Consider the following 21,526-nt stretch of genomic DNA (forward strand, 5'->3'; position numbering starts at 1 on the left):
CACCATGAACCGCTCTGCCGCCAGAATCGTCCGTGAATATGGGCCCTTGACGGGCGTCGATAAAGTGCATGGCGTCACCTACGACGGCCGACAGGTGTGGATCGCGACCGGCGAACGGCTCGACGCGTTCGATCCGGCGAGCGGCGAGACGCTGCGCTCGATCGCGGTGCCCGCCGACGCGGGCACGGCCTTCGACGGCGAACACCTGTTCCAGATCGCGCACGGCTGCATCCAGAAGATCGACCCGCAGAGCGGCCGCGTGCTGTCGACGATCGCGGCACCCGGCGACGGCGGCCAGTCGGGGCTGACATGGGCCGAAGGTTCGCTATGGGTCGGTCAGTATCCCGAACGAAAAATCTATCAGGTCGATCCGGACACTGGCGCGGTGCTGCGCACGATCGAATCGAATCGCTTCGTGACCGGGATCACGTGGGTCGACGGCGAGCTATGGCATGGCACGTGGGAAGGTGACGAGAGCGAGCTGCGGCATCTCGATCCGCGTAGCGGCGAGGTGCTCGAGCGCGTCGAGATGCCGGCCGGCGCGGGCATTTCCGGACTCGAATCGAACGGCGCGGATCTGTTCTTCTGCGGAGGCGGCGGCAGCGGGCTCGTTCGCGCCGTGCAGCGTCCCTTGCGAGAGAGCGACTCGCAATTGCCGGTCGATTCGACGAGCGAGTGATTCGTCATGCAAGCAGCGCGTCGTCGTTATCGGCGCTGGTATTTGGCTTACTTGTACTCGCCGATAACGTAAGTCATCGTTGGTAAACGAAGTATTCCATTGCGTTACTCATATCGCGAGACTACTCCCCATACGCGGGCCGCCTGCAGCGACTTCTAGCAGGCCGTGGCAAAGCACTCAGCCACCGCCAGATAGGGATCCCGTCATCTCGCTTCTTCAGCCTCGCCCCACCCGTGCTCGCATCAGACCCACCGACGCGGCGCATGCGCCACCACCCGGTACTCGAAAGTCCAAACCGCAACACACTCGGATGCTGCACCGCACACGCGAAGTATTCCGACTGTGTATCAATCGTAGCGGGGCATTGAGAGAGCATTTTCGCTGCACCCGCAACAAGTACGACGATTGGTTCTCAGCTTTATTTTCGTCTTCGTTGCTTGCCCGTGCATTGCGGCTTTTCGAAAAGATGTGATCAGAACCAAGCCAGGTTCACACTCCAATCCTTATCGTGAGCAGACATACGCGTTACACAAACCCTTCATATTATTCGCTCGTTTTACTAAGTCTTGCCCCACACAAGCGGTTGCCGATACAACTAAGAAAGGGTCCCCCAATGTCATCGCATCACAAAATGCGCCCAGCGCTTTGTCTAACGTCCGTTGCCGCTGCCTGCTTGCTCGCAGCTTGCGGCGGAAATTCGGATAGCCCCTCTGCCAGCAACAACAACGGTGGCACGACCGCCGGCACGACTTACTCGGGCGTGGTCGCCGCAGCTGCCTTCGTCCCGGGCAGCTCGAGCGGCAACCCGACCTTGAAGGCCGGCTACTACTCCGGTGCCACCGTGTTCGTCGATGCCAATGGCAACGGTGTGCTCGACAGCGGCGAAGCCTCCGCGAAGACCGACGGCAACGGCCATTTCTCGCTGACCACGACCGCCACGGGTCCGCTCGTCGCTGACATCACGACCTCGGCCACCAACACGGCATCGGCCGCCAAGGTCGCCAGCCACCTGATCCTGCGCGCTTCGGCCGACCAGATCGCCGACCAGGGCGCCACCAGAGTCGTGATCAGCCCGATGTCGAGCGAAGTGCAGCGCCTCGTCGAAGCCAACGGCAGCAAGTACGCGACCGAGAAGGCTAATCTGTCGACCCGTCTGTCCGGCCCGGCATTCAACGACGACTCCGTGACGGTTCCCGCCGGCGACGTCCTGGCCGACGCCAACACCCTGTCCGGCGCCGAGCAGTACGCGGTGCTGTTCGAAGAAAACGCACTGACGAACCGCTACACGTACGCCACCGCGAAGCTCGATCGTGGCGACAAGTACCCCGATGCGCTGGCCGTTGCCGGTGGCGACCCCACCCTGACCGGCGTTTCCGGCATCACCGCCGGCGAAACCATTCCGACGGATACGCGTAAGGCGATCACCTTCGCACAAGCCCAGCAGGCTGCGTTCAACGTCGAAGCGATTCCGCGTTACGACAACGTCTTCGTGATCATGCTGGAGAACAGCAGCACGAACCGCGTCAAGGGTTCGGCGTACATGCCGGCGGTCAACTCGATGATCACCAACGGCAACTACTTCTCGACCTACTTCGCGACCGGCAGCCCGTCCGAGCCGAACTACACCGCCCTGGGCGGCGCCGACGACTTCGGTATCGGCGACGACAACTGGTGGGGTTGCGCCGCCGCCGGCGCCAACGCCCCGACGGACAAGGCTTTCGCCGGCGGCACGGCTTCCGACGGCCAGCCCCTGCCGTCCCACGTCGCGCTGACGCCGAACGACCCGATCATCGGTACCACCGCCGGCGGCGCCACCGTGGCCGTTGGATCGCTGCTGTCCAATTACACGGTGGCCAGCAACCAGGCGTGCTCGACGGACGGCACCGGTTCCGTCGCCAACCACAACATCATGAACGCGCCGAACCTGTTCACGCAGATTTCGAGCGCGGGCCTGACGTGGCGTACCTACAGCGAATCCTTGAACCCGGGTCAGGATCCGCGCGCCGACAGCCTCGGTGACACGGGTGTATCGCAGGCCTACAACCAGACGGACGGTAGCATCACCGTGACGGGCACGCCGTTCGCCATGCCCGGCTCGCTCTACAAGACCAAGCACCATCCGGGCATGGCCTATCAGGACGTGCGTAACCAGCCGGAGTTCTTCGCGAACAACCGCACGATCTTCGGTACCCAGTACTACACGAACGCGGCCGACCTGACCAACACCACGCTCTACAAGGTTCCGACCGGCTACAACGTCGACCAGTTCAGCACCGACCTGGCCAAGGGCGACGTCGGTACGCTGAACTTCATCATGCCTGACCAGTGTGATGACCTGCACGGCACCGGCAGCGACGGCACCTGTAAGGACAGCGCGACCGCCTCGGGTACCGTTCCCGCTCATGCGCTGCTGACCCGCGCCGACTACTACACCAACGCCGTGGTGCAGAAGATCAAGGCCTCGCCGCTGTGGAAGAACAAGCAGCGCAACGTTGCCATCGTGGTCATGTTCGACGAAGGCAATGGCACGTCCAACGGTGCCGGCAGCTCGTGCTGCGGCTGGGACGTGGGTGGCAAGGCTACGCAGATGCAGAACGCGGACGGCAGCTGGACTCCGGTTCAGGCGAAGTACGGCGACGGCAACAAGGGCCATGGCAACTCGATCTTCGTCCTGATGACCAACCAGCAAGACGTGGGCGCCGCGCCGAAGGGCGTCGCCGACACCGATACGTACAGCCACTTCTCGTTCGTGCGCACGGTGCAGGACATGTTCCAGCTGGCCGACCCGGCTGTTCCGACCTCGTACGCCAACCGTTCGAAGTACACGGAGTCGTACATTGCGCAGAACATCGCCAACCTGCCTGAGTACGCTGGCAGCGCCGACACGCACTACGACGCGGTTCGTCCGATGAACCACGCCTACGTGATTCCGGCCGGCTACACGCAGAAGTTCCAGACGGGTGACGTGAGCGATCCGGCGCAAGTTGGTCCGGACGCGACCCAGAAGAACCTGTGGGCGACGAAGTAATAAAAAGCACTAAACGGTAAGCACGCGCAAGCGTGCCATTCATCAAGCAGTAGCCTGCGCGGGGGAGCGGTTCGGCCGCTCCCCCGCCAGCTGTTTTATCGAACAAAGCCGGGGGAGTAGCAATGCGCAAGGTTTATGCAGGGGCGCTGTATGTCATCTTGTCGGCACTGGCCGCTTGCGGGGGCGGGGGCTCGTCACAGTCTGCTTCGACGGACGCAGGCACGGGCTCCACGGGCTCCTCGGGCGCCACGGGTTCGGCGCCCACGAGCAAGCTGAGCGCTGCGGCCCAGATCGGCGAGAAAATGTTCTTCGACAAGAACCTGTCCGGCGGCAAGAACCAGGCATGCGCGAGCTGCCACGATCCGGCGTATGCCTACGGCCCGCCCAACAGCCTGGCGGTGCAGCTGGGTTCCGATGGCGTATCGGAAGGTCAGCGCGCGGTTCCCTCGCTGCGCTACAAGGCCATGACGCCGGCCTACGACGACAACGCCTCGAACCCCGACGGCATCACGGCGAACGCGCCGGGCGGCGGATTCATGTGGGACGGCCGCGGCAAGACGCTGGCCGACCAGGTGGCGCTGCCCCTGCTCAATCCCATCGAGATGAACAACGCCTCCAGGGACGCGGTGGTGCAGGCGGTGAAGAGCTCCTCGTATGCCGCACAGTTCACGGCGGTGTACGGCCCGGCCGTGTTCGGCGATACGGACACGGCGTTCCAGGACATCGGACTCGCGCTGCAGGCCTACCAGAATGAGGACCCGAGCTTTGCGCCGTATTCCAGCAAGTTCGACCTGTATGCGAACAACAAGATCGGCGGCACGTTGACGCCGGCCGAATTGCGCGGGATGAACCTGTTCAACGATACCGATCACGGGGCCGGCTGCGTGGCCTGCCATTTCATGGGCGCCAACTTCAACGGCTCGAACGCGCTGGGGACCGACTTCACCTATCAGGCGATCGGTGCGCCGCGCAACGACACGTCGATCCCGGACAATCCGAACCCCATCGCAGCCAACCTGAACGCGGGCTACTACGACATGGGGCTGTGCGGCCCGATCAATAACGGCAGCTATGACAGCCACACGCCGCTTTCGGCCACCAGCGGCGCCGGCCCGGACTCCTTTACGGGCGTGAACAACCCGGATCCGTATTGCGGCCGCTTCAAGGTGCCGACGCTGCGCAACGTCGCCGCGCGCAACGCCTTCTTCCACAACGGCGTGTTCCACTCGCTGGAGCAGGTGGTGCGCTTCTACAACACGCGCGACACCAACCCCGAGTACTGGTATCCGTCCACGGGTGGCGATTCGACCAAGCTGACCAGCAACCCGGGCTATGCGCTGCAACCCACCTATGCAGCGGGCGCGACGGTGAACATGTTCAACGATCTGCCGGCCGCCTACCAGGGCAATATCGACGAGGAACTGCCGCTGGGGCAGGGCCAGACCGACGCGGGCGGCACCACCGCGTTGAACGGTGCGCAGCCGCGTGCTGTCCATTCGGCACCACAACTGTCGGATCAGGACGTGCAGGACGTGATCTGCTTCCTGAATACTTTGAGCGACGGCTACCAGCCTCCCGCGACCCAGCCCACGAGCGGTAGCTGCGTGAATTGATCTTTTTGAATACTTGAACTATTCCACGATGATGCATTTTTCGAATCCGGTGCGCGGCACTGCCATTGCGGTTTCCCTGACGGCGTCGTTCCTGCTGGGCGGTTGCCAGAACAAGGCCGAGCCTACCGCGGAGAACTTTACCAACACCATCACGCACTACCTGGCCGATCGCGGCCACCTGTGCGTGGCGAAATACGAATGGCCCATCCACGTGGCCGATCAGGACATCGTGGTCACGCATTCCCGCGATGCGCTGCAATTGCCGGTGATGGAAAAGCTGGGCCTCGTCAAGAGCACCGTCATGACGGTCGAGCGCACTGGCGAGGACGGGGCCAGGATCGAGGCGCCGGGACGCGAGTATGCGCTGACCGACGAAGGCAAGAAGTTCTACCTGCACAAGCCGGTGGTGGTGGCGACGCCCGGCAAGACGGTCACGCACGACGCCGATTTTTGCGTGGCCACGCTGACCCTGGACAAGGTGGTGGGCTGGGAGCCGCCCCAGACTCACGACGGCGAGACCAGGACCTCGGTGCTCTACACCTATAAGATCGACCCGGCGCCTTTTGCCAGGACTCCCGAGTTCCAGCGAGTGTTTCCCATGGTGGCGCGCGTAATCGAAGGCGCGGGCACCATGCAACTGCGCGAAGGCGTGCGCTTGACCAAGGACGGCTGGGTAGCGGAAGAATATCTCGTTCGATGATCGTTGAGTTCGCCGACGCCTTGCTCCGAGGCGATCGATCCCGCACGTGGGCCGGTCCATGCCGCTGCGCCAGGACCAGATGCACCCTTACGGTGTCCCCGCTGGACTCAGCCCCGTGCTCGCAAAATAGATCGCGAGAAAATACAGCAGCACATAGAGCGCGTAGGTCTGCCCGTTGCCGGTATAGACGCGGCGTATCCGAGCCGCCGCCACGAGCGCGAAGTGCGATATGCCGCGCCAGAACATCTGCGCGACCGGCGGCACCGTGCGGCTCAGGATCGGCCGGTAGAAGTGGTAAAAATCCGGGGCGTTGCGCGCATTGCCGCGGCGGCTGCGGTAGTACAGCACACCGAGCCCGAACACGATCGCCGTGACGATCAGCACGACGATCACGACCGGCGTCGGATTCCAGAACCCGTAGATGCTTTCGAGCGACATGCCGCCCCACACCAGTGTCGCCGCGAACTGCGGATCGATCGCGGCCGACACCGGTTCGAGCAACACCTTCGGAAAGAACGACAGGACCACGATACCGACCACGAACAGCAACTGCGGCACCAGCAGCATCACAGGCGCTTCGCGCACCTGCGGCCGCTGCGGCGGGCGCGGTTTGAGGAAGACACCGTTCAGCAGGCGCAGCATGTACAGAAAGCCGGCGCAGGTCGCGATCAGCCCGCACACGGCGAGCCCGTACCAACCCTTGTCGGTCATTGCGCTCAGCAGCAGCCATTTGCCGCCGAAGCCCATCAGCGGCGGCAGGCCCGACATCGAGACGAGCGCGATCACGACCATCGCGAACGTGAGCGGCATCTCGCGCGCGAGGCCGCCCACATCGGCGAAGTTGCGCGTGCCGGTGCGCGAGATCACGCCTGCGAGCGCGAGGAACAGGATGCCCTTCACGAACATGTGATTGGCGACCAGATACAGCGCGGTGACCCAGCCGAGATGGCTCATCAGGCCGATGGCGGCGACGATATAGCCGGTCTGGCTCATGCTCGACAGCGCGAGCATCCGTTTGAAGTCGTTCTGCCGCAACGCCATCAGCGCGCCGAACAGGGCCGTCAGCATGCCTATCCAGGTCATCGCGTGCGCGAGTTCGAGGCCGACCTCCGAGCGTATCGTCAGATAGGTGCCGATCAACAGGCCGAACATCGCGACCTTGCTGACCACCGCCGACAGCATCGCGGTCACGTCGTCTTCCGCTTCGGTGTAGGCGCCCGGCAGCCATACGTGCACGCCGATCGCGCCGGCCTTGATCAGGAAGCCCGCCGCGAGCAGCACGAACGCGCGGTTCGCCTCCGGTCCCGAATGGATCAGCGCCGACAGCGCGATGCTGTCGTCGATCGCCGCGACGTTGGCGAAGCCCGCCAGCAGGAAGAACGCAGCCAGCAGCGAAAACAGCAGGAAGGTCAGTACGTGCGGTCCCGCGCGCCGGCACTTCGCGATCAGGAAGCACGACGACAGCGTGATGATTTCCCAGCTATAGAAGAACTCGAGCGAGGTGGATGAGCGCAGCAGCGCCGGAATCGACAGCGACAGCACGACGAGCATCGGATAGAAGCCGGCGCGCACGTCGTCGCGATAGAGACTCGCCGCTGCGATCACGAGGCTGCCCGCGAGCAGCAACCAGGCGAACAGTCCGGCGATACCGCGCGAGCCCTCGCAGAGCAGACTGCCGATCAATCCAATCGCGATCACCGCGAGCACGCCTTTCACGCGCCCCGGCAGACGATCGGCCGCATAGAACAGCGCACCCGCCGCGAGCGGCGAGAAGATCCACGCCGACACGACGCCCGAGAACACGGCTGCCATATAGGCCGCCGCGATCAGCAGCACGGCGACGCCGAACAGCGGCAACAGCGCGGCGATGTTCGGCCGGGCTTTGGCCTCGACGTCGGACGGAGCCAATGCGCGCACGAACCAGTGGAACATATAACCCGCTTCGAGCAGCGAACCGGTCAGGATCAACACGATCCAGTACGGCTTGCCGGCGGCGGTCAGGCGCATCACGAGTTCCCACTTCGCCCAGAAGCCGGGGAATGGCGGCAGTCCCGCGATCGCGACCAGGAAGAGACCGAGCAGGCCGATCAGCAACGGGCTGCGCGACAGGATCGCGCGTGCATCGTCGCCGTGCCGCCGCAGCACGCCGATCAGCCAGAACAGCCCCGCCTTCGCGAACAGATGATTGATGAAGAGCCCGCCGACGACGAGCGGGATCGATGCGTCCGCGCCGATCTGGCGCAACAACGCGAGCGACAGCATCAACAGCGCCATCTGCCCGATCGACGAATAGCCGAGCAAGCGTTGCGGCTTCGTCTGCTTGATCGCGAGCAGGTTCGAGAACAGGAACGTGACGCCGCCCGAGACGGCGAGCAGCGTCAGCAGGCCGTCGAACAGCGGCAGCAATTTCAGCAGCGCGAAAAACACGCCCGCCGATACGCCGACCGATACCATCGCGGCGACGCCGCTCGGCGCGGTCTCGTAGACGTCGAGCCCCCAGCCGTTGGCCGGAAACGGCTTCAGCTCGATCACGAGACTCGCGAACACGAGCAGGATCGCGGTCGTGCCGATCGGGCCGCCGAGCTGGTCGCGCAGCGACAGCAGTTCGTCGATGTTCAGCGTGCCGCTCACGTAGTAGAGCAGCACCGCGCCGAGCAGAAAGAGCGTCGACGCGATCACCGTCGCAAAGATGTACTTGAACGCGGCGGCGAGCGCGGCGGGCGTGCGCTCGAGCCCGAACAGGCCGTATGTCGCGATCGACACGATCTCGAGAAACACGAACAGGTTGAACAGGTCGCGGGTCATCACCATGCCGTCGATGCCCATCACCAGAATCAGGTACAGCAGCAACGCCGCGTAGTTGCCGCGCAGACGGTCCCACAGATGCAATGCGCCGAGCAGCGCGACCACATTGACGCTGAACGTGAAGAAGCCTTCCCACAGGCCGAAGCGCAGATTGATCGACACCGGCGGCAGCGCGCCCGCGGTCAGCACCTCGATCGTGTCGCCGCCGTCGAGCAGGCCGTAGAACGACACGCCGGAGACGAGCACGATGCCGCACAGCGCGATGAAAAAGCCGAGCGTGAGCCATGGCTTGCCGAGCCGGTACAGCAGCGGAATGACGAAGCCGCCGCCGAGCCCGAGAATGAAAATGTGCAGCGGATGAAACAGTGCGGCTACCATTTCGACTCGGTGAAGGCGTCGATGGAAAGCGTCTTTTTGGCGGCATGAAGACGGATCGCGAACGACAGCATGATGGCGGTGACCGATAGCCCGATCACGATCGCCGTGACGACGAGTGCCGACGGAATCGGATCGATCGCGCGGTGCGCGGCGGCGGATTTGCTGAGCGCCGCGTCGATGATCGGCGCGGTGCCGCCCGTGACGTAACCGGTCGCGACCATCACGATGTGCAGGCCCGTGTCGATCACCGCGAAGCCGATGATGATGCGCAGGATGTTGCGGTGGGTCAGCATGCCCCACAGACCGATCAAGGAAAGGCAGAAGCCCGTGATCAGCAGGATCTTCGAAACCGGGATGCCCGTGCTCATGCGCTCTCCTTCTCGTTCAGCTTCTGAACCGGTCGATGATGACACTCAGCTCCGCGCCGACCTTGACGCCGAGCAGCGTGGAAATCAGCGGGATCGCGCCGGCGCTGAAGAACGCGCCGAACTCGCCGCGCGGCAGAAAGCGCGGGTCGAGAAAACCGCCCGCGAGCACGAGGCCGAGAATGCCGATGCACACGTAGATCACGCCCGCGAGCGACTCGACGACGCTCAGCAGCGCGACGTTCAGCGTCGAGCGGGGCCGCGCGAGCAGCATCAGCATCACGGCGGACGCGACGATCGCGCCGCCCTGGAAACCGCCGCCCGCCGACAGATGGCCGTTGACGATCACGTAGCTGCCGAAGGTGAGGATCATCGGCAGCAGCACCTGCTTGCCGGTATGTACGATCTCGCCGGCTGGGCGGCGCGCGGGCGCGGATTCGTCTGCCGCAGCGGCGGAAGTCGCGTTGCTTTCCTCTTTCAGCAGCACGCCGACGCTCGCCGCGACCATGAACAGCACCGCGACTTCGCCGAGTGTGTCGAAGCCGCGAAAGGTGATCAGAATGCCGGTCACGATGTTCGGCGCGCCGAGTTCGAGCGGCCCTCTGACGACGTAGTACCAGGCGAGCGGGCGCAGCGCCTGCAACTCCGTGTAGCCGCCGACCAGCCGCCAGAACACGACCGCGAACAGCAGCACCGTCAGCAGCGCAAACGCGCGACGCATCATGATTCGGCCTCCCCGGCGGTGCGCCCGCCTTCGTCGGCGAGTGCGTCGGTGATCGTGGACGAGGTCATCGGCGTGCGGATCAGCCAGGCGGCGCGCGATAGCGCATGCGAGGACACCGGGTTGGTCACGAGCACGAAGTAGATCAGCAGGATCAGACGGAAGGTCCAGTTCGGGTGATAGAACGCGAGGCCGATCAGCACGAGCATGTTGCCGAGCGTCGACGCCTTGGTGCCGGCCTGAATGCGCGTATACGCATCCGGCATGCGCAGCAGCCCGAGGCCGGCGGAGAACAGAAAGACGGCGCCCACGAGGATGAACACGCTGCCGATCAGTTCGAACATGCGCTAGCCCTTCTGATAACCGGTTTTGCGAATCGCGTACAGAAAGATGAAGGTCGCGAGTCCGGAGCCGATCGCGGCTTCGGCCATCGCGACGTCGGGCGCGGCGAGCAGCAGGAAGGCTATCGCGGCGAACAGGCTCGCGAGCCCCGAGCTCACCATCGCGGCCAGCAGATTCTTCAGACAGACGGCCAGTACGCCGCTCACGAGGATGCTCGCGCACATCAGCAGCAGGAGCAGTTCGAGCATGGCTCACAGCCCCCTTTCGAGAAAGCGCGCAATCGCGAGCACCGCGAGAAAGCTCAGCAATGCATAGACAAGCGCGACGTCGATATAGACGAAACGACCGGAGACTTGCGCGTACAGCGCGATCAGCGACAGCGAGACGACCGTCAGCATGTCGATCGCGACGATCCGGTCGACGAGGGTCTTGCCGATCACGAGACGGATCACGCCGAACAGGATCGCGAAGAAGATCAGCACGGCTGCGATCCGGAGCATGATCTCAGCCAAAGATTTTCTCCAGATGCTTTTCGAACGGTGCGACGAGTGCCTCGGTCGCTGCGTCGATATCGGTCGTCTTCACGTCGAGCAAGTGAATGAATAGTATGTCGTCCCGAATATCCATGACGAGCGAGCCCGGCGTGAGCGCAATCGAATTGGCGAGCGCGAGACGGCCAAGCGGTGTTTGGAGGCGCGTGCGAACCCTGACGATGCCCGGCTTGATGTCGATACGCGGCGAGTACACCAGCGCCATCACGTTCAGATTGGCGCGTACGAGCTCGACGACGAAGGTCGCGCTATACGCGGCGAAGTGATACGGTGCGCCTGGCGTTAGACGTAGGCGCTGCCATGCTTCGCTCGACGATACGAAGACACGCGCGATGACGAAGGTAATGACGAGACCGACGAGTGCGGGTTCGACGGCGAGCGATGCATTGGCGATCATCCAGATGACGAACAGGACGACCCAGAGGCCAGGCATTCCCCGAGGAACGAACGACGACACCGGTTTTCCGTTGTTCGCAGCCATGTCATCGGTTCCTCAGGAAGCCTTGCGGAAAATTCTAAGTGACAACTTATGGCAAAGCAACCGGCGCACGGTTGTCCGTTGGTGGTCGTTTTGTGTGCGTCAATCCGCGCGGCGCTTATCGGCTGCTCATCGAGTGAATTACTGTCATTGCGATCCGTTCAATAAAATGGCGCGCGAAAAGCCGACGCCGATCGGCGCGCATTTATTTTGAAACAGACTGCGTTGCCGCGATAAGACGCGACGTTGAATCTCTAAGCGGCGCCGTACCGTTTCTAATCACCTGTGACTGATCGGAATCTGGAGGTCTTGTCGCCAATCTATGCACGTGCTGCATGAATTGATTTTTTTAATGAATTTGCGCCGGCGACCAGATCCCGGTCGAATGTCGGGTTTCGCGCGGTTTGAATTCTTCAAATGACCAATAAGGAGCAACAATGAAAGCCATGCTGGCAACCCTGACGATTGCGCTGCTGGCCGTCTCGTCCGGAAGCGCAATCGCCAAGGATTGGTCGACCGTGCGGTTCGGGGTCGACGCGAGCTACCCACCGTTCGAATCGAAAGCGGCCGACGGCAAGCTCGTCGGCTTCGATATCGATCTCGGCAATGAGATCTGCCGCCGGCTCAACGCGAAATGCGTGTGGATCGAGAATTCGTTCGACGGCATGATTCCCGCGCTGAAAGGCCGCAAATTCGACGGCGTGCTGTCGACGATGTCGATGACGCCCGCGCGCCAGGCGCAGATCGCGTTCTCGTCGAAGGTGTTCCGCATTCCGACACGTCTGGTCGCGAAGAAGGGCTCGCCGATCGAGCCGACGCCGCAAGCGCTGAAGGGCAAGCGCATCGGCGTCGAGCAGGGCTCGATTCAGGAAACCTACGCGAAGACGTATTGGGAGCCGGCCGGCGCCGCGATCGTGCCGTATCAGGATCAGGATCTGGTGTATTCGGATCTGCTTGCCGGCCGTATCGACGCGTCACTGCAAAACGCGGTGCAAGCCGATATCGGCTTTTTGCGCACCGCGCGCGGCAAGGACTTCGGATTTGCCGGCAATCCGCTTTACGACGCGAAAACGCTCGGCAGCGGCACAGCGATTGGTTTGCGTAAAGAAGATACCGATCTGCAGGAAAAGATCGACAAAGCCATTGCCGAGATCCGCGCCGATGGCACTTACGACCGCATTGCGAAAAAGTATTTCGATTTCGACGTGTACGGTCAGTGAGCCAGGGCCGCGCGCCGCACGTGACCAGTTTCGACCTGGCACTCGCGCGGCCCGACACCTAAACTTGTGTCATGACCGTCCTGAGCCGTGCTGCGGCAAGCCGGGATGCCCGAATCGGTTGCAACCGGCGCCTCACGCTGCGCTGCAGGTTTCCGCTTACAAAAGTCAGCGAGCAGGGGACGGCGCAATGCGGCCACCGGCTCGCGTGCGGATCGCCTTGCGCACGGCGCGATCCGCATCGGGGAGGCACCGACATGCAGGGCTTTCAGATCACGTTCTTCACCCAGCAGGGGCGCAGCCATCATGGCAAGCCGCTTGCCGACTGGCTCGTGCGTCTCGCGAGCGAACTCGGCCTGCGCGGCGCGACCCTGATCCCAGCTAGCGAAGGCATCGGCCATCATCATCGCATTCACTCCTCGCACTTCTTCGAGCTTGCCGATCAGCCGTTGTCCGTCGTGATGGCGGTGACGAGCGACGAAGCCGATCGGCTGTTCGATCGACTGCGCGCGGAAGGTTTGCATCTGTTCTACGTGAAGACGACCGCCGAGTTCGGCGTCGTCGGCGAGGCCGACGGGGCTTGAACGACCGGGCCTCGATGGCAAGCCCCACGCCTCGCTCGTCCAGGCGACGAAGTCGGCCGCCATGTCGGAGTCGGTGCGTGCTTCCAGCTTGTCGCTGCGGCACGCGTGGCGGAACACCTCGTAGTCCTGCTCGACCTGGTCCGCGTACGCGCGCGAGTAGACGCGCGCCCGGTGGCTATTGGGCATGGCGCATGCTTCGCTGCAAGAGGCGAGTCATCCCAGGGAGAGCGAATCATGCGGCAGGTTTCGGCAAACTTGTTGATCGCGCTGTCGGCCGTTGCGTTGCTGGCGGGCGCGTCCGGCTGCAAGCGGACGGCCGGGAATGGCGGTATCTCGACGGGCCAGGTGAGCAGCGGTGTCATGAGCAATTCGGCGAGCCCGCGCGGCACACCGGGCGATAGCGACGCGGCAAATCGTGCGAACGCCGAGGCGGGCGCGGCGGCGAGCGCAGCGCCTGCCGCGAGCGACGCCGCGTCGGTCCACAGCACGCCGGCGAGCACGGCGTCCGCGACGCAGTAAGCGTCGCTTAGGCGCGGCGGCGCATTGGTCGCCGTTCCATGCGCGCAGGCTTGCTCTCGGTCCCGCGCATGGCGACGCCGCGCGCAGCAGGCGCCGCCTTCCTGGCAGACATGACTCATGGAAAAACGGAACGGACAGGTAGTTGCGCCGCGGCGAAGCGGCGCTCGCGTGTGCGTGTGATATGGAACGCCGGCCCGCTTCAATGCTATGCCGTGGGCTCCTCGTGCCGCACATTGACCATCCAGGGCACGCCGAAGCGGTCGATCAACGTGCCGAAGCCGCTGGTCCAGAAGGTCTGCTGGAATGGCATCGTGATCTGTCCGCCGTCCGCCAGCGCGTTGAAGTACTTTTCGCCGGACGCCTGGTCGTCGGCGGTGACCGACAGGCTGAAGCCCGCATGCACGGCATTGCCGCCGCGGCAATCGCCATCCGACATCAGCACGTGCGTGTTACCGATGACGAGCGTCGCGTGCAGGATCTTGTCGGCGTGTTCGGGCGCCACCGGGCGAGCGGGATCGGGCGGCGCGTCTTTCGCGCGCAGCTTCAGCAACTCCTGCGCGCCGAGCGCCGAACGATAGAACTCAATGGCTTCCTCACAACGGCCATTGAAGAACAGATAGGGCTGGATTTCCATGCTGATTTCCTGAGACGGGCGAGGGTCGGGCGGACGATTCTATCAGCGTGATCTCGCGGACGGACGGCCGTCGAACCTGCGATGCATCCATCGTTCGGCCCCACGATGAAGCCACACACCTGATGCTCTACAGCGTATCCGCGCATCAGGCCTTCCCGGCATGACTCCCGCCATTGGCCGGATAAGCCTCCTGCAACGCGATCGAGCCTGTCTCCAGCAGCGATTTGAGGTTGGACATGATCTTCGGCCAGCCACCCGACACCGCCTCGATGAATTTCGATGGATCGCGCTCGATCATATGCGTGAGCGTCAACTTGACCGCCGTTCCGTTCGGTTCGAGCTCCATCGTGCAGCGCGAATCGCCTTCGGCCTGCAACTCGGGACGAATCTGGTGCTGCCAGCGGATCACCAGACGCCGCGGCGGATCGGCCTCGACGATCTCGCCCGCGTCGAAGATCTGGCCGCCGCTCGACACGAGTTTCCACGACGAGCCCGCGGTCCATTCGCTTTCGCAGTGCATGCCGAACCAGTACTGCTTGATGAACTCCGCGTCGGTGAGCGCCGACCACAACTGTTCCGGCGTAGTGCGGATATAGGTCACATAGACGAACGTCGATCTAGTCATTGCCTTTCTCCAGGCGTCGTTTCAGGGTCGAGAGCGCCTTCAGGCGCGGCTTTTCGAACTTGGCAATCCAGCGCTCGTAGATCTGCTGCAGCGGCACCGGATTGAGGAAGTGCAACTTTTCGCGCCCGCTGCGTACGGTAACGACGAGGTTAGCCGCTTCCAGCAGGCCCAGATGCTGGGTCACGCCTTGCCGCGTCATGTCGAGGTGGTCGCACAGCTCGTTCAGAGTCTGGCCGTCGTGCGCGTGCAGCACATCCAGCAGCTTGCGCCGGCTCGGATCGGCGAGGGCTTTGAATAGCACGTCGGTGTCGTCGGGGCGCTCGGCCATGAACGGCTACAGGCAAGTAATTTGTTGCATTTACTATAGGCAAGAAATTGCTTGCATGTCAAGGCGACGTGAGGGACGCTCCGCAGGTTCGACACAAGCGCCGACTACCGTTTACGAGGCGCTCAAGTACGTTTCGGAATGTTGCCGCCATGCAAAGGACCGAACAGCCGCGCACAGAGCATGCCCATCGTCAGGATACCGAGGCCGAATGGCACGGCATCACCCGTTGCCTCGATCCGAAAGTCGCCAACACGAAAAACCAGAAGATAGCCGACGACCATATTGAAGAAGCCCCACAGTACATTGACGGTCGATGACGACAGCCCTTTTCCGGACGGCTTCGCGAACGGGCTCTGAAACGGCTCGCCCATCACACCGCAGACGAAATGCGGCACGGCATTCGCGAACAGGATACCGCCGAAAAAATAAGAGACGACATGCGGCCAATCCATTTCAGTTGCTCCTTGAATCGAGTAAATCGATGAGGTCGCGGGCTGTGCCCGTTTCGATGCCGGTTCGGATGAAGTACCCGCAAACGTTCAGGAGTCAGCGAGCCGCTGCAGCAGTTCCACCGCGGCGGCGAGCGCGGCCTGTTCTCGCGGCGATAGCTGCGCTTGCAAGGCACCGATCAGCCAGTCCTCTTTGGCCGCCCGACTTGCCTTGAGCGTTCGTCTGAACGTGGGGGTGAGATGGATAAGAGTTTTGCGTCCGTCGGTTGGATCCGCTTCGCCTTTGACGACGCCCAGCGTCTCCAGACCGGCAACGGTAATGCGCATGGACTGTGGTTTTACGCGCTGCGCTCGCGCTAGCGCGGAAACTGTGGCTGGGCCGTCGCGCTCCAGATGAAACAGCGCCGACTTCTGCGCCGACGTAAAGTCGCTCGATTGCGAATGTTCTCGCGCGCGGCGAACCAGTTTGCTCACGGCAATGCGCAGTTCGCCCGCAAGGGCGGCTAGATCGGTAGATTGGGAAGACGGTGATTGTCGTGACATGCCGGGAACATAGCATATATACAGTTTAACTGTACAAGTAAACTGAAGATATTTTCGCCGTCGAATCCGCACGAACCCAGCATAAACAAGCGCCTGTGAGATCCTTCCTCGTTCACGCATAATCCCTGAGTCCACCACGTCTCAACCGGCCCAGGCATGCAAGCTCATCCCCTCCGACTCTCGCCCGGCGACGACCTTCGCGTCGCCGTCGAAGACGCGCTTCGTCAACGCGACCTGCAAGCGGCCTTCGTCGTCCAGGGCATCGGCAGCCTCCATGTTGCGGCATTGAGGTTCGCTGGCGCGCAAGCGCCGACGGAAATTCGCGGCGACCTCGAAATATTGACCCTCGCAGGCTCCGTCTCGCCCGATGGCGCTCATCTGCACATGTCGATTGCGGATGCGCGCGGGCAGGTGTTCGGCGGTCATGTGGTGCGCGGCTGCACGGTACGCACGACCGTCGAGTTGTTGCTCTTGTCGGTTCCGGGCTATTCGTTCGCGCGGGAGCCTGATCCGCAGACGGGTTTTATGGAACTCGTGATTCGCGGCGGCGGCGCTCCGCAGTTCGGCTCCGCCTGATCACGCCAAGGCGCTATCGCCTCGCGCGCCGGAAGTCGCTCAACGCCCCGCCAACATCCTCCCGCCGACCCCCACCAACAGCACACCCGCTGCCGTATCCAGCCCGGCCTTGCGCCGAACCAGCGTGCGCCGAACCGACGGATGCGAGGCAAGCAACGCCATCGCGCAGTACCACGCGCACGAAATGCCGATCGACAGCGCCACGACCGCGATATCGAGCCACAACGGCGCATGCGCGGGCACCATCAACGCAAAGATGCTGCCGTAGAACGCGATCGACTTCGGGTTCGTCATGCTGACGAAATAGCCTTTCTTCGTCGCAGCCCAGCCGGACGCGGCGCTGCCGACGTCCGCGGACAACGGCCGCCGCGCGGTCACGATCATCTTGATGCCGAGCCAGATCAGGTAAAGCGCGCCGGCGATCCGCAGCACGGCGCTGAGCCACGTCACGTGCGTGACGATCAGGCCCAGTCCCGCGATGGCGATCAAGGCCCACGTGCCGGACGCGGCGGCGAGCCCAAGGCCGGTCATCATGCCGGCGCTGCGCGACGCGACGGCCGTCGACGTGACGATAAGAAAGTTGGGTCCCGGGCTCGCGACGCTTAGCAACAGGACGCCCGCAAGCGCAAGCAGGATGTTGGCGGAATGCAATATGAATCCTCCGTGGCGGGCCGACATGGGTCCGAGCGATCGCTCCGACGCTTTCATCATACCGGCGCGCTTCGGGCCCGCTGACCGTGTCCCTGATATTGGGAGGTCGGGTTTACTGTAATTGAAAGAGCGTGCACTTCCGAAGCATGATCCAGTCGTACGTTGTACGATGAATTTCGGTGTTGCCCGACAACTTGGTTCGCGAGCTCGCGGAGTCGGTTGCCGGCTTGGCTGCCGCATGGTCGGCTCGCGACAGAAAATAACCTTCGAGACGCAGTCCCATGCTGGCAAAGCATTTCTCTTGCAATGCGTCCTCGAGATCCGGCCGGGGGCCGGGTCGTTGCGTCGACATAAGTTGGGGCGAGGTGTGGGTTTTCCGCCGTCGCGCGTCGAAGTGGAAGCCCCGATTTCAGGTTGTGCCTTATACGATGTCTTATAACAAACATTGATGCTCCACATGCCCTGACGCTTTCCCCGCCGCATCCGCACGAAGCGAGCGAGGCCTGCCAGGAACACGCAGTGGATCCACTCCCAAGGAGATAACTTATGAAGATGCGCTCAGTCCGAGAGCTTGCGGTGCTCGGCCTGTTTGTTCTGACCGTCGCCGGTTGCGGTGAGGGTAATAACATTTCAGGTCCAAATACGAGCTCGACCACGCCACCCACCAACCCGACTTCGCCGACCTCCCCGGTCTGGACGCCCGGCCGCTACGCTGGCGACACGAACCTGCCGGATTCGCCGTCTTTGCCGGCGGACACCCAGGTTTGCTCGACGCTTCAGGCAAGCAATAAGCTGGTGAAGAACGCGGACGGCTCGCTGCCGCTCAGCTCGGATCCGACGCCGGTCACCTACGGCGGCGCAACCACGGCGCTGAACAACCCCGACCAGGCGCGTATTCAGGCCGCGCTCGACGCGTGCGGCGCCGCCGTGGACGCGGAAGTCGGCGCGAAGGTTACGCAGGCCGATCAGCAGGCAGCCGCTACGCAACAGGCGGCCAATAATCCGAACGTCAACATCGCGGGTGCATCGAGCGAAACGCTGTCGAACCCGACCTACAAGGCCACCAAGTTCGCGGTGCGTCTCGTCAAGAACAGCGGCGGCGCCGGCAATGCGTTCCTGAGCGGTCCGCTCGTTCTGCCGTCGGGGGTCACGCTGTGGATCGACGACGGCGTCACGCTGTTCGCGAGCCGTGACGTGGTCGTGTACGACAAGACCGCGCAGGATCGGCCGAACGCGATCACTTGCGGCGCCGCGATCAACAACCCGGCCGGGCTTCCCGCGCCTGTCGGCACCGCCAACGCGGGCGCGGCGACCATCGCGGGCACGAGCGGCATGCAGAACTGCTATGCGCTGATCCGCGGCACGCATACGGTCAACGCGTCGATCATGGGCACGGGCTCGATCGATGCGCGTGGCTATATGCCGCTGATCAGCTCGTCGCCGCAATATCCGACGATCCGCTGGGCCACCGGCGTCACCGAGGCGTTCACGTATTCGGGCAACAACATCACGGGCGTGACGACGCCGAAGTTCAGCTGCACGAACACGATCGCCGCTTACCGTGCGGGCACGCTCGCGCCGGAAGGCACCGCTTGCGACGTGGTCACCGCGATGGGCAAGACGACGCTGACCACGCCGGCCGTCACCTATGTGGTGAACCGCCAGGCAACCAGCATCCCAGGTGGCTACACGGTTACGGGCGGCGGCTGTACCGCTGGCACGGGCGGTTGCGCACGCTGGGTGCCGGCAAGCTGGTGGGATATCTCGTACCACGGCAACAAGGACATCGGCGGCGGCCCGTACAGCTTCCAGGGCAACCCCGGCATGCTGTGGATGCAGCAGTCGAAGAACCTGTCGCTGTATCAGATCACCTTGCGCAACAGCACGTTCTTCACCGTCGAAGCCGACGGTGTGGACGGCCTCACCGTGTGGGGCATCAAGATCATCACGCCGTTGCTGCCGGATGCGGCGAACCAGGCGAGCGTCGGCATGAACAACGACGGCTTCGACGGCGTCAGCGGTTCGTACTCGCACCTTTATACGGGCGCGACGATCGATGCCAGCTCGACGGGCGTGAAGAACACCGACGGTGTCGACCCGAGCGTTGCAGCGGCTCCGGAACACGCGGCTCTCGGCACGGGCAGCAAGACGACGTCAGCAGGCCAGGTGTACTTCGACGGCTACGTGAAGAACGTCGCGATCGTGTACAACTTCCTGAGCCCGTCCGACGACAACGTCGCGTTCAAGGGCGGTCTGCAGGATCCGCGTCCGGCGGCGGCACAGGGCGCGACGACGCCGGCCAACATGCTGTGGGCCATCGACGGTAACCGCGACGTTTCGTCGAACCGCACGTACGGCATCACGGTGGCGCACAACCATAACTACAACGGCCATGGTCTGTCGATCGGCAGCCCGACGAATGCAGGTGTCCGGAACATTCACTTCTACGACAACTACTTCGACAATATCTACGACGGCACCAATTCTTCGACGGATATGGGCGTCGTGGGGCTGCGTATCAAAAGCGGTCAGGCACGCGGCGGCGACGTCAGCAACATCTACTACGACGGCGCATGTATGCGTGGTGTGAAGGATTTCCTCGTGTTCGACATGTACTACACGGGCCCGAGTGCCGATCCGATCTCGTACACGGGGTTGGGCTGGCTGGTGCCGAGCTTCCACGACATCAACCTCAGCAACATCCGCATGATGAACATCCCGGCCAACAAGACTGCGGGCAAGAACGGCGGCGGCGGCCTGACCTTCCGCGGTCTGCATGCCGACACGGCTTACGCCGATACGCAGAGCGTGATCCAGCTGAACCTGGATAACGTGGTCGCGGACAATGATGTCACGATGTCGATTGCGAACCTGAGCAAGCCGGTCGTGAACATTGGCGCGCTCGATGGCTCGACGCAATCGAAGGCCGCCAACGCCACGCTGAACCTGGGCGCGAACGTGAGCCTGATTGGCTCGTCGATGGCTCACGGCACGGGCGGTATCCTGACGAACACGTCGAGCGGCGCGGGCAAGTACACGACCCCGACGAACACGTTGAACCTGACCGTCAATGGCAGCGACGACGCTGGCGCCGCGGGCGACACGAATCCGGCGGCCACGATCGTCTCGCAGAATGCGAAGCTGTCGCTGTGCGATCAGGCTTCGTCCTGGCCGGTTTTCCCGAATGTGAAGTAAGCGTGGTTGCTTGAAAAACCAGGGACCCGCGGTGTCAGGCTGCGGGTCTTTTTGAAGCCTCACGGGTGACTGTGGGGCTTATTTTCTTTTGGGCTGGCGCGGGAAGTCATCTATCCACTGTGCGTCGGTCCCGAGCTTGCCTCAGCGCATTAGCGCCAGACACAACCCAATCCCCGCCCCATAAGTCCCAAGCGCACCGACGAACCGCAAAGGATTGGGCTTCGCCATCGTCGGAAATGCAAGCAGTCCAACGACGAGCAAACATCGGCACGCGGTCGCGATGACCATCAGCGACACGGTCACCGCGGACGGCGATCTCGCGCCCAGAAAAAGAAACAGCACCGCCAGGAACGGCGCGTATTCCGCGGTATTGCCATGCGCTCGAATCAGCTTGTGCAGCAGGTTGGCCGGATCGTCGGCGCAGCCCGCAATGGTGCGTTCGCGAAAACGCGTCATCGATACCGACAAGCCGAGGCCGAATAACAGCAGCCCCAACACCGCGACGCATCCGAGAGCAATGTTGTTCATGGCATTGCGGCTCCTTG

The 21,526-nt window shown here is 63.2% G+C and carries 23 protein-coding genes; 9 read left to right on the forward strand and 14 right to left on the reverse strand.

Features of this window, described 5'->3' with window-relative positions:
• Positions 1-4 precede the first annotated feature (4 nt).
• The 4 genes from HDG37_RS05985 (at position 5) to HDG37_RS06000 (ending at position 6,020) form a co-directional block, all read left to right on the forward strand.
• Positions 5-679 carry a glutamine cyclotransferase gene (locus tag HDG37_RS05985; RefSeq protein ID WP_184045205.1) on the forward strand — a complete coding sequence of 225 codons (675 nt, stop codon included), beginning with the start codon at positions 5-7 and terminating at the stop codon, positions 677-679.
• 613 nt (positions 680-1,292) lie between these two features.
• Entirely contained in the window at positions 1,293-3,707 is a 2,415-nt protein-coding gene (locus HDG37_RS05990; RefSeq protein WP_184045207.1) for an alkaline phosphatase family protein, read from the forward strand.
• Positions 3,708-3,829: 122 nt separating this feature from the next.
• The gene (locus HDG37_RS05995; protein ID WP_184045209.1) at positions 3,830-5,320 is read left to right on the forward strand and encodes a cytochrome-c peroxidase; all 1,491 of its coding nucleotides are present in this window, start codon (positions 3,830-3,832) and stop codon (positions 5,318-5,320) included.
• 28 nt (positions 5,321-5,348) lie between these two features.
• Entirely contained in the window at positions 5,349-6,020 is a 672-nt protein-coding gene (locus HDG37_RS06000) for a hypothetical protein (protein ID WP_184045308.1), read from the forward strand.
• 87 nt (positions 6,021-6,107) lie between these two features.
• Here the strand turns inward: HDG37_RS06000 and HDG37_RS06005 are convergent, their stop codons facing one another.
• Genes HDG37_RS06005 through HDG37_RS06035 form a run of 7 tightly spaced genes read right to left on the reverse strand, consistent with a single transcriptional unit; the run spans position 6,108 to position 11,663 of the window.
• Positions 6,108-9,203 (reverse strand): complex I subunit 5 family protein, encoded by a 3,096-nt coding sequence (locus tag HDG37_RS06005; RefSeq protein WP_184045211.1) that lies wholly within the window; start codon positions 9,201-9,203, stop codon positions 6,108-6,110.
• A complete protein-coding gene (locus tag HDG37_RS06010) occupies positions 9,197-9,571 on the reverse strand; it encodes a sodium:proton antiporter (RefSeq protein ID WP_184023510.1) in 375 nt (124 codons plus the stop codon). Before HDG37_RS06010 ends, HDG37_RS06005 begins: the two co-directional genes overlap by 7 nt.
• Positions 9,572-9,587: 16 nt before the next feature.
• Entirely contained in the window at positions 9,588-10,292 is a 705-nt protein-coding gene (locus tag HDG37_RS06015) for a Na(+)/H(+) antiporter subunit B (protein ID WP_184045213.1), read from the reverse strand.
• Positions 10,289-10,633 carry a monovalent cation/H(+) antiporter subunit G gene (gene mnhG / locus HDG37_RS06020; RefSeq protein WP_090810583.1) on the reverse strand — a complete coding sequence of 115 codons (345 nt, stop codon included), beginning with the start codon at positions 10,631-10,633 and terminating at the stop codon, positions 10,289-10,291. Before mnhG ends, HDG37_RS06015 begins: the two co-directional genes overlap by 4 nt.
• A 3-nt stretch (positions 10,634-10,636) precedes the next feature.
• Positions 10,637-10,879: a hydrogenase subunit MbhD domain-containing protein gene (locus tag HDG37_RS06025; RefSeq protein WP_018422732.1), complete on the reverse strand. Its 243-nt coding sequence runs from the start codon at positions 10,877-10,879 to the stop codon at positions 10,637-10,639.
• A gap of 3 nt (positions 10,880-10,882) precedes the next feature.
• Positions 10,883-11,131: a monovalent cation/H+ antiporter complex subunit F gene (locus HDG37_RS06030; RefSeq protein WP_260332764.1), complete on the reverse strand. Its 249-nt coding sequence runs from the start codon at positions 11,129-11,131 to the stop codon at positions 10,883-10,885.
• 4 nt (positions 11,132-11,135) lie between these two features.
• Positions 11,136-11,663 (reverse strand): Na+/H+ antiporter subunit E, encoded by a 528-nt coding sequence (locus HDG37_RS06035; protein WP_184045215.1) that lies wholly within the window; start codon positions 11,661-11,663, stop codon positions 11,136-11,138.
• A gap of 434 nt (positions 11,664-12,097) precedes the next feature.
• Between HDG37_RS06035 and HDG37_RS06040 the strand changes: the two genes are divergently transcribed.
• The 3 genes from HDG37_RS06040 to HDG37_RS06050 all read left to right on the forward strand — a co-directional run bounded on the left by HDG37_RS06040 (position 12,098) and on the right by HDG37_RS06050 (position 13,980).
• On the forward strand, positions 12,098-12,880 hold the full coding sequence (locus tag HDG37_RS06040; protein ID WP_184045217.1) for an ABC transporter substrate-binding protein: 783 nt from the start codon (positions 12,098-12,100) through the stop codon (positions 12,878-12,880).
• A gap of 254 nt (positions 12,881-13,134) precedes the next feature.
• Positions 13,135-13,461, forward strand: a complete 327-nt coding sequence (locus HDG37_RS06045) for a DUF190 domain-containing protein (protein WP_184045219.1) — start codon at positions 13,135-13,137, stop codon at positions 13,459-13,461.
• A 234-nt stretch (positions 13,462-13,695) separates the two neighbouring features.
• Entirely contained in the window at positions 13,696-13,980 is a 285-nt protein-coding gene (locus HDG37_RS06050) for a hypothetical protein (RefSeq protein WP_184045221.1), read from the forward strand.
• 205 nt (positions 13,981-14,185) lie between these two features.
• Here HDG37_RS06050 and HDG37_RS06055 read toward each other — a convergent pair whose 3' ends face one another.
• The 5 genes from HDG37_RS06055 to HDG37_RS06075 form a co-directional block, all read right to left on the reverse strand.
• Complete coding sequence (locus HDG37_RS06055) at positions 14,186-14,614, reverse strand: VOC family protein (protein ID WP_184045223.1); 429 nt, start codon at positions 14,612-14,614, stop codon at positions 14,186-14,188.
• A 145-nt stretch (positions 14,615-14,759) separates the two neighbouring features.
• The gene (locus HDG37_RS06060; RefSeq protein ID WP_184045225.1) at positions 14,760-15,239 is read right to left on the reverse strand and encodes an SRPBCC family protein; all 480 of its coding nucleotides are present in this window, start codon (positions 15,237-15,239) and stop codon (positions 14,760-14,762) included.
• Positions 15,232-15,567, reverse strand: coding sequence for a helix-turn-helix transcriptional regulator (locus HDG37_RS06065; RefSeq protein WP_184045227.1), 336 nt, complete (start codon positions 15,565-15,567; stop codon positions 15,232-15,234). Before HDG37_RS06065 ends, HDG37_RS06060 begins: the two co-directional genes overlap by 8 nt.
• Before the next feature lie 122 nt (positions 15,568-15,689).
• Complete coding sequence (locus tag HDG37_RS06070) at positions 15,690-16,019, reverse strand: hypothetical protein (protein WP_184045229.1); 330 nt, start codon at positions 16,017-16,019, stop codon at positions 15,690-15,692.
• 87 nt (positions 16,020-16,106) lie between these two features.
• A complete protein-coding gene (locus tag HDG37_RS06075; protein WP_184045230.1) occupies positions 16,107-16,559 on the reverse strand; it encodes a MarR family winged helix-turn-helix transcriptional regulator in 453 nt (150 codons plus the stop codon).
• Between the two features lie 156 nt (positions 16,560-16,715).
• On the opposite strand from HDG37_RS06075, the gene HDG37_RS06080 reads away from it, so the two are divergent.
• On the forward strand, positions 16,716-17,135 hold the full coding sequence (locus HDG37_RS06080; RefSeq protein WP_184045232.1) for a PPC domain-containing DNA-binding protein: 420 nt from the start codon (positions 16,716-16,718) through the stop codon (positions 17,133-17,135).
• Positions 17,136-17,174: 39 nt separating this feature from the next.
• On the opposite strand, the gene HDG37_RS06085 is transcribed toward HDG37_RS06080, so the two are convergent.
• Positions 17,175-17,786 carry a LysE family translocator gene (locus HDG37_RS06085; protein WP_409259957.1) on the reverse strand — a complete coding sequence of 204 codons (612 nt, stop codon included), beginning with the start codon at positions 17,784-17,786 and terminating at the stop codon, positions 17,175-17,177.
• Positions 17,787-18,332: 546 nt separating this feature from the next.
• Between HDG37_RS06085 and HDG37_RS06090 the strand changes: the two genes are divergently transcribed.
• A complete protein-coding gene (locus tag HDG37_RS06090; RefSeq protein WP_184045236.1) occupies positions 18,333-20,981 on the forward strand; it encodes a glycosyl hydrolase family 28 protein in 2,649 nt (882 codons plus the stop codon).
• A gap of 141 nt (positions 20,982-21,122) precedes the next feature.
• Here the strand turns inward: HDG37_RS06090 and HDG37_RS06095 are convergent, their stop codons facing one another.
• Positions 21,123-21,509 (reverse strand): MAPEG family protein, encoded by a 387-nt coding sequence (locus HDG37_RS06095; RefSeq protein WP_184045238.1) that lies wholly within the window; start codon positions 21,507-21,509, stop codon positions 21,123-21,125.
• Between the last annotated feature and the right edge of the window lie 17 nt (positions 21,510-21,526).

It is taken from the genome of Paraburkholderia sp. MM5384-R2 (assembly GCF_014201025.1).
GTDB classification, from domain to species: Bacteria; Pseudomonadota; Gammaproteobacteria; order Burkholderiales; family Burkholderiaceae; genus Paraburkholderia; species Paraburkholderia tuberum.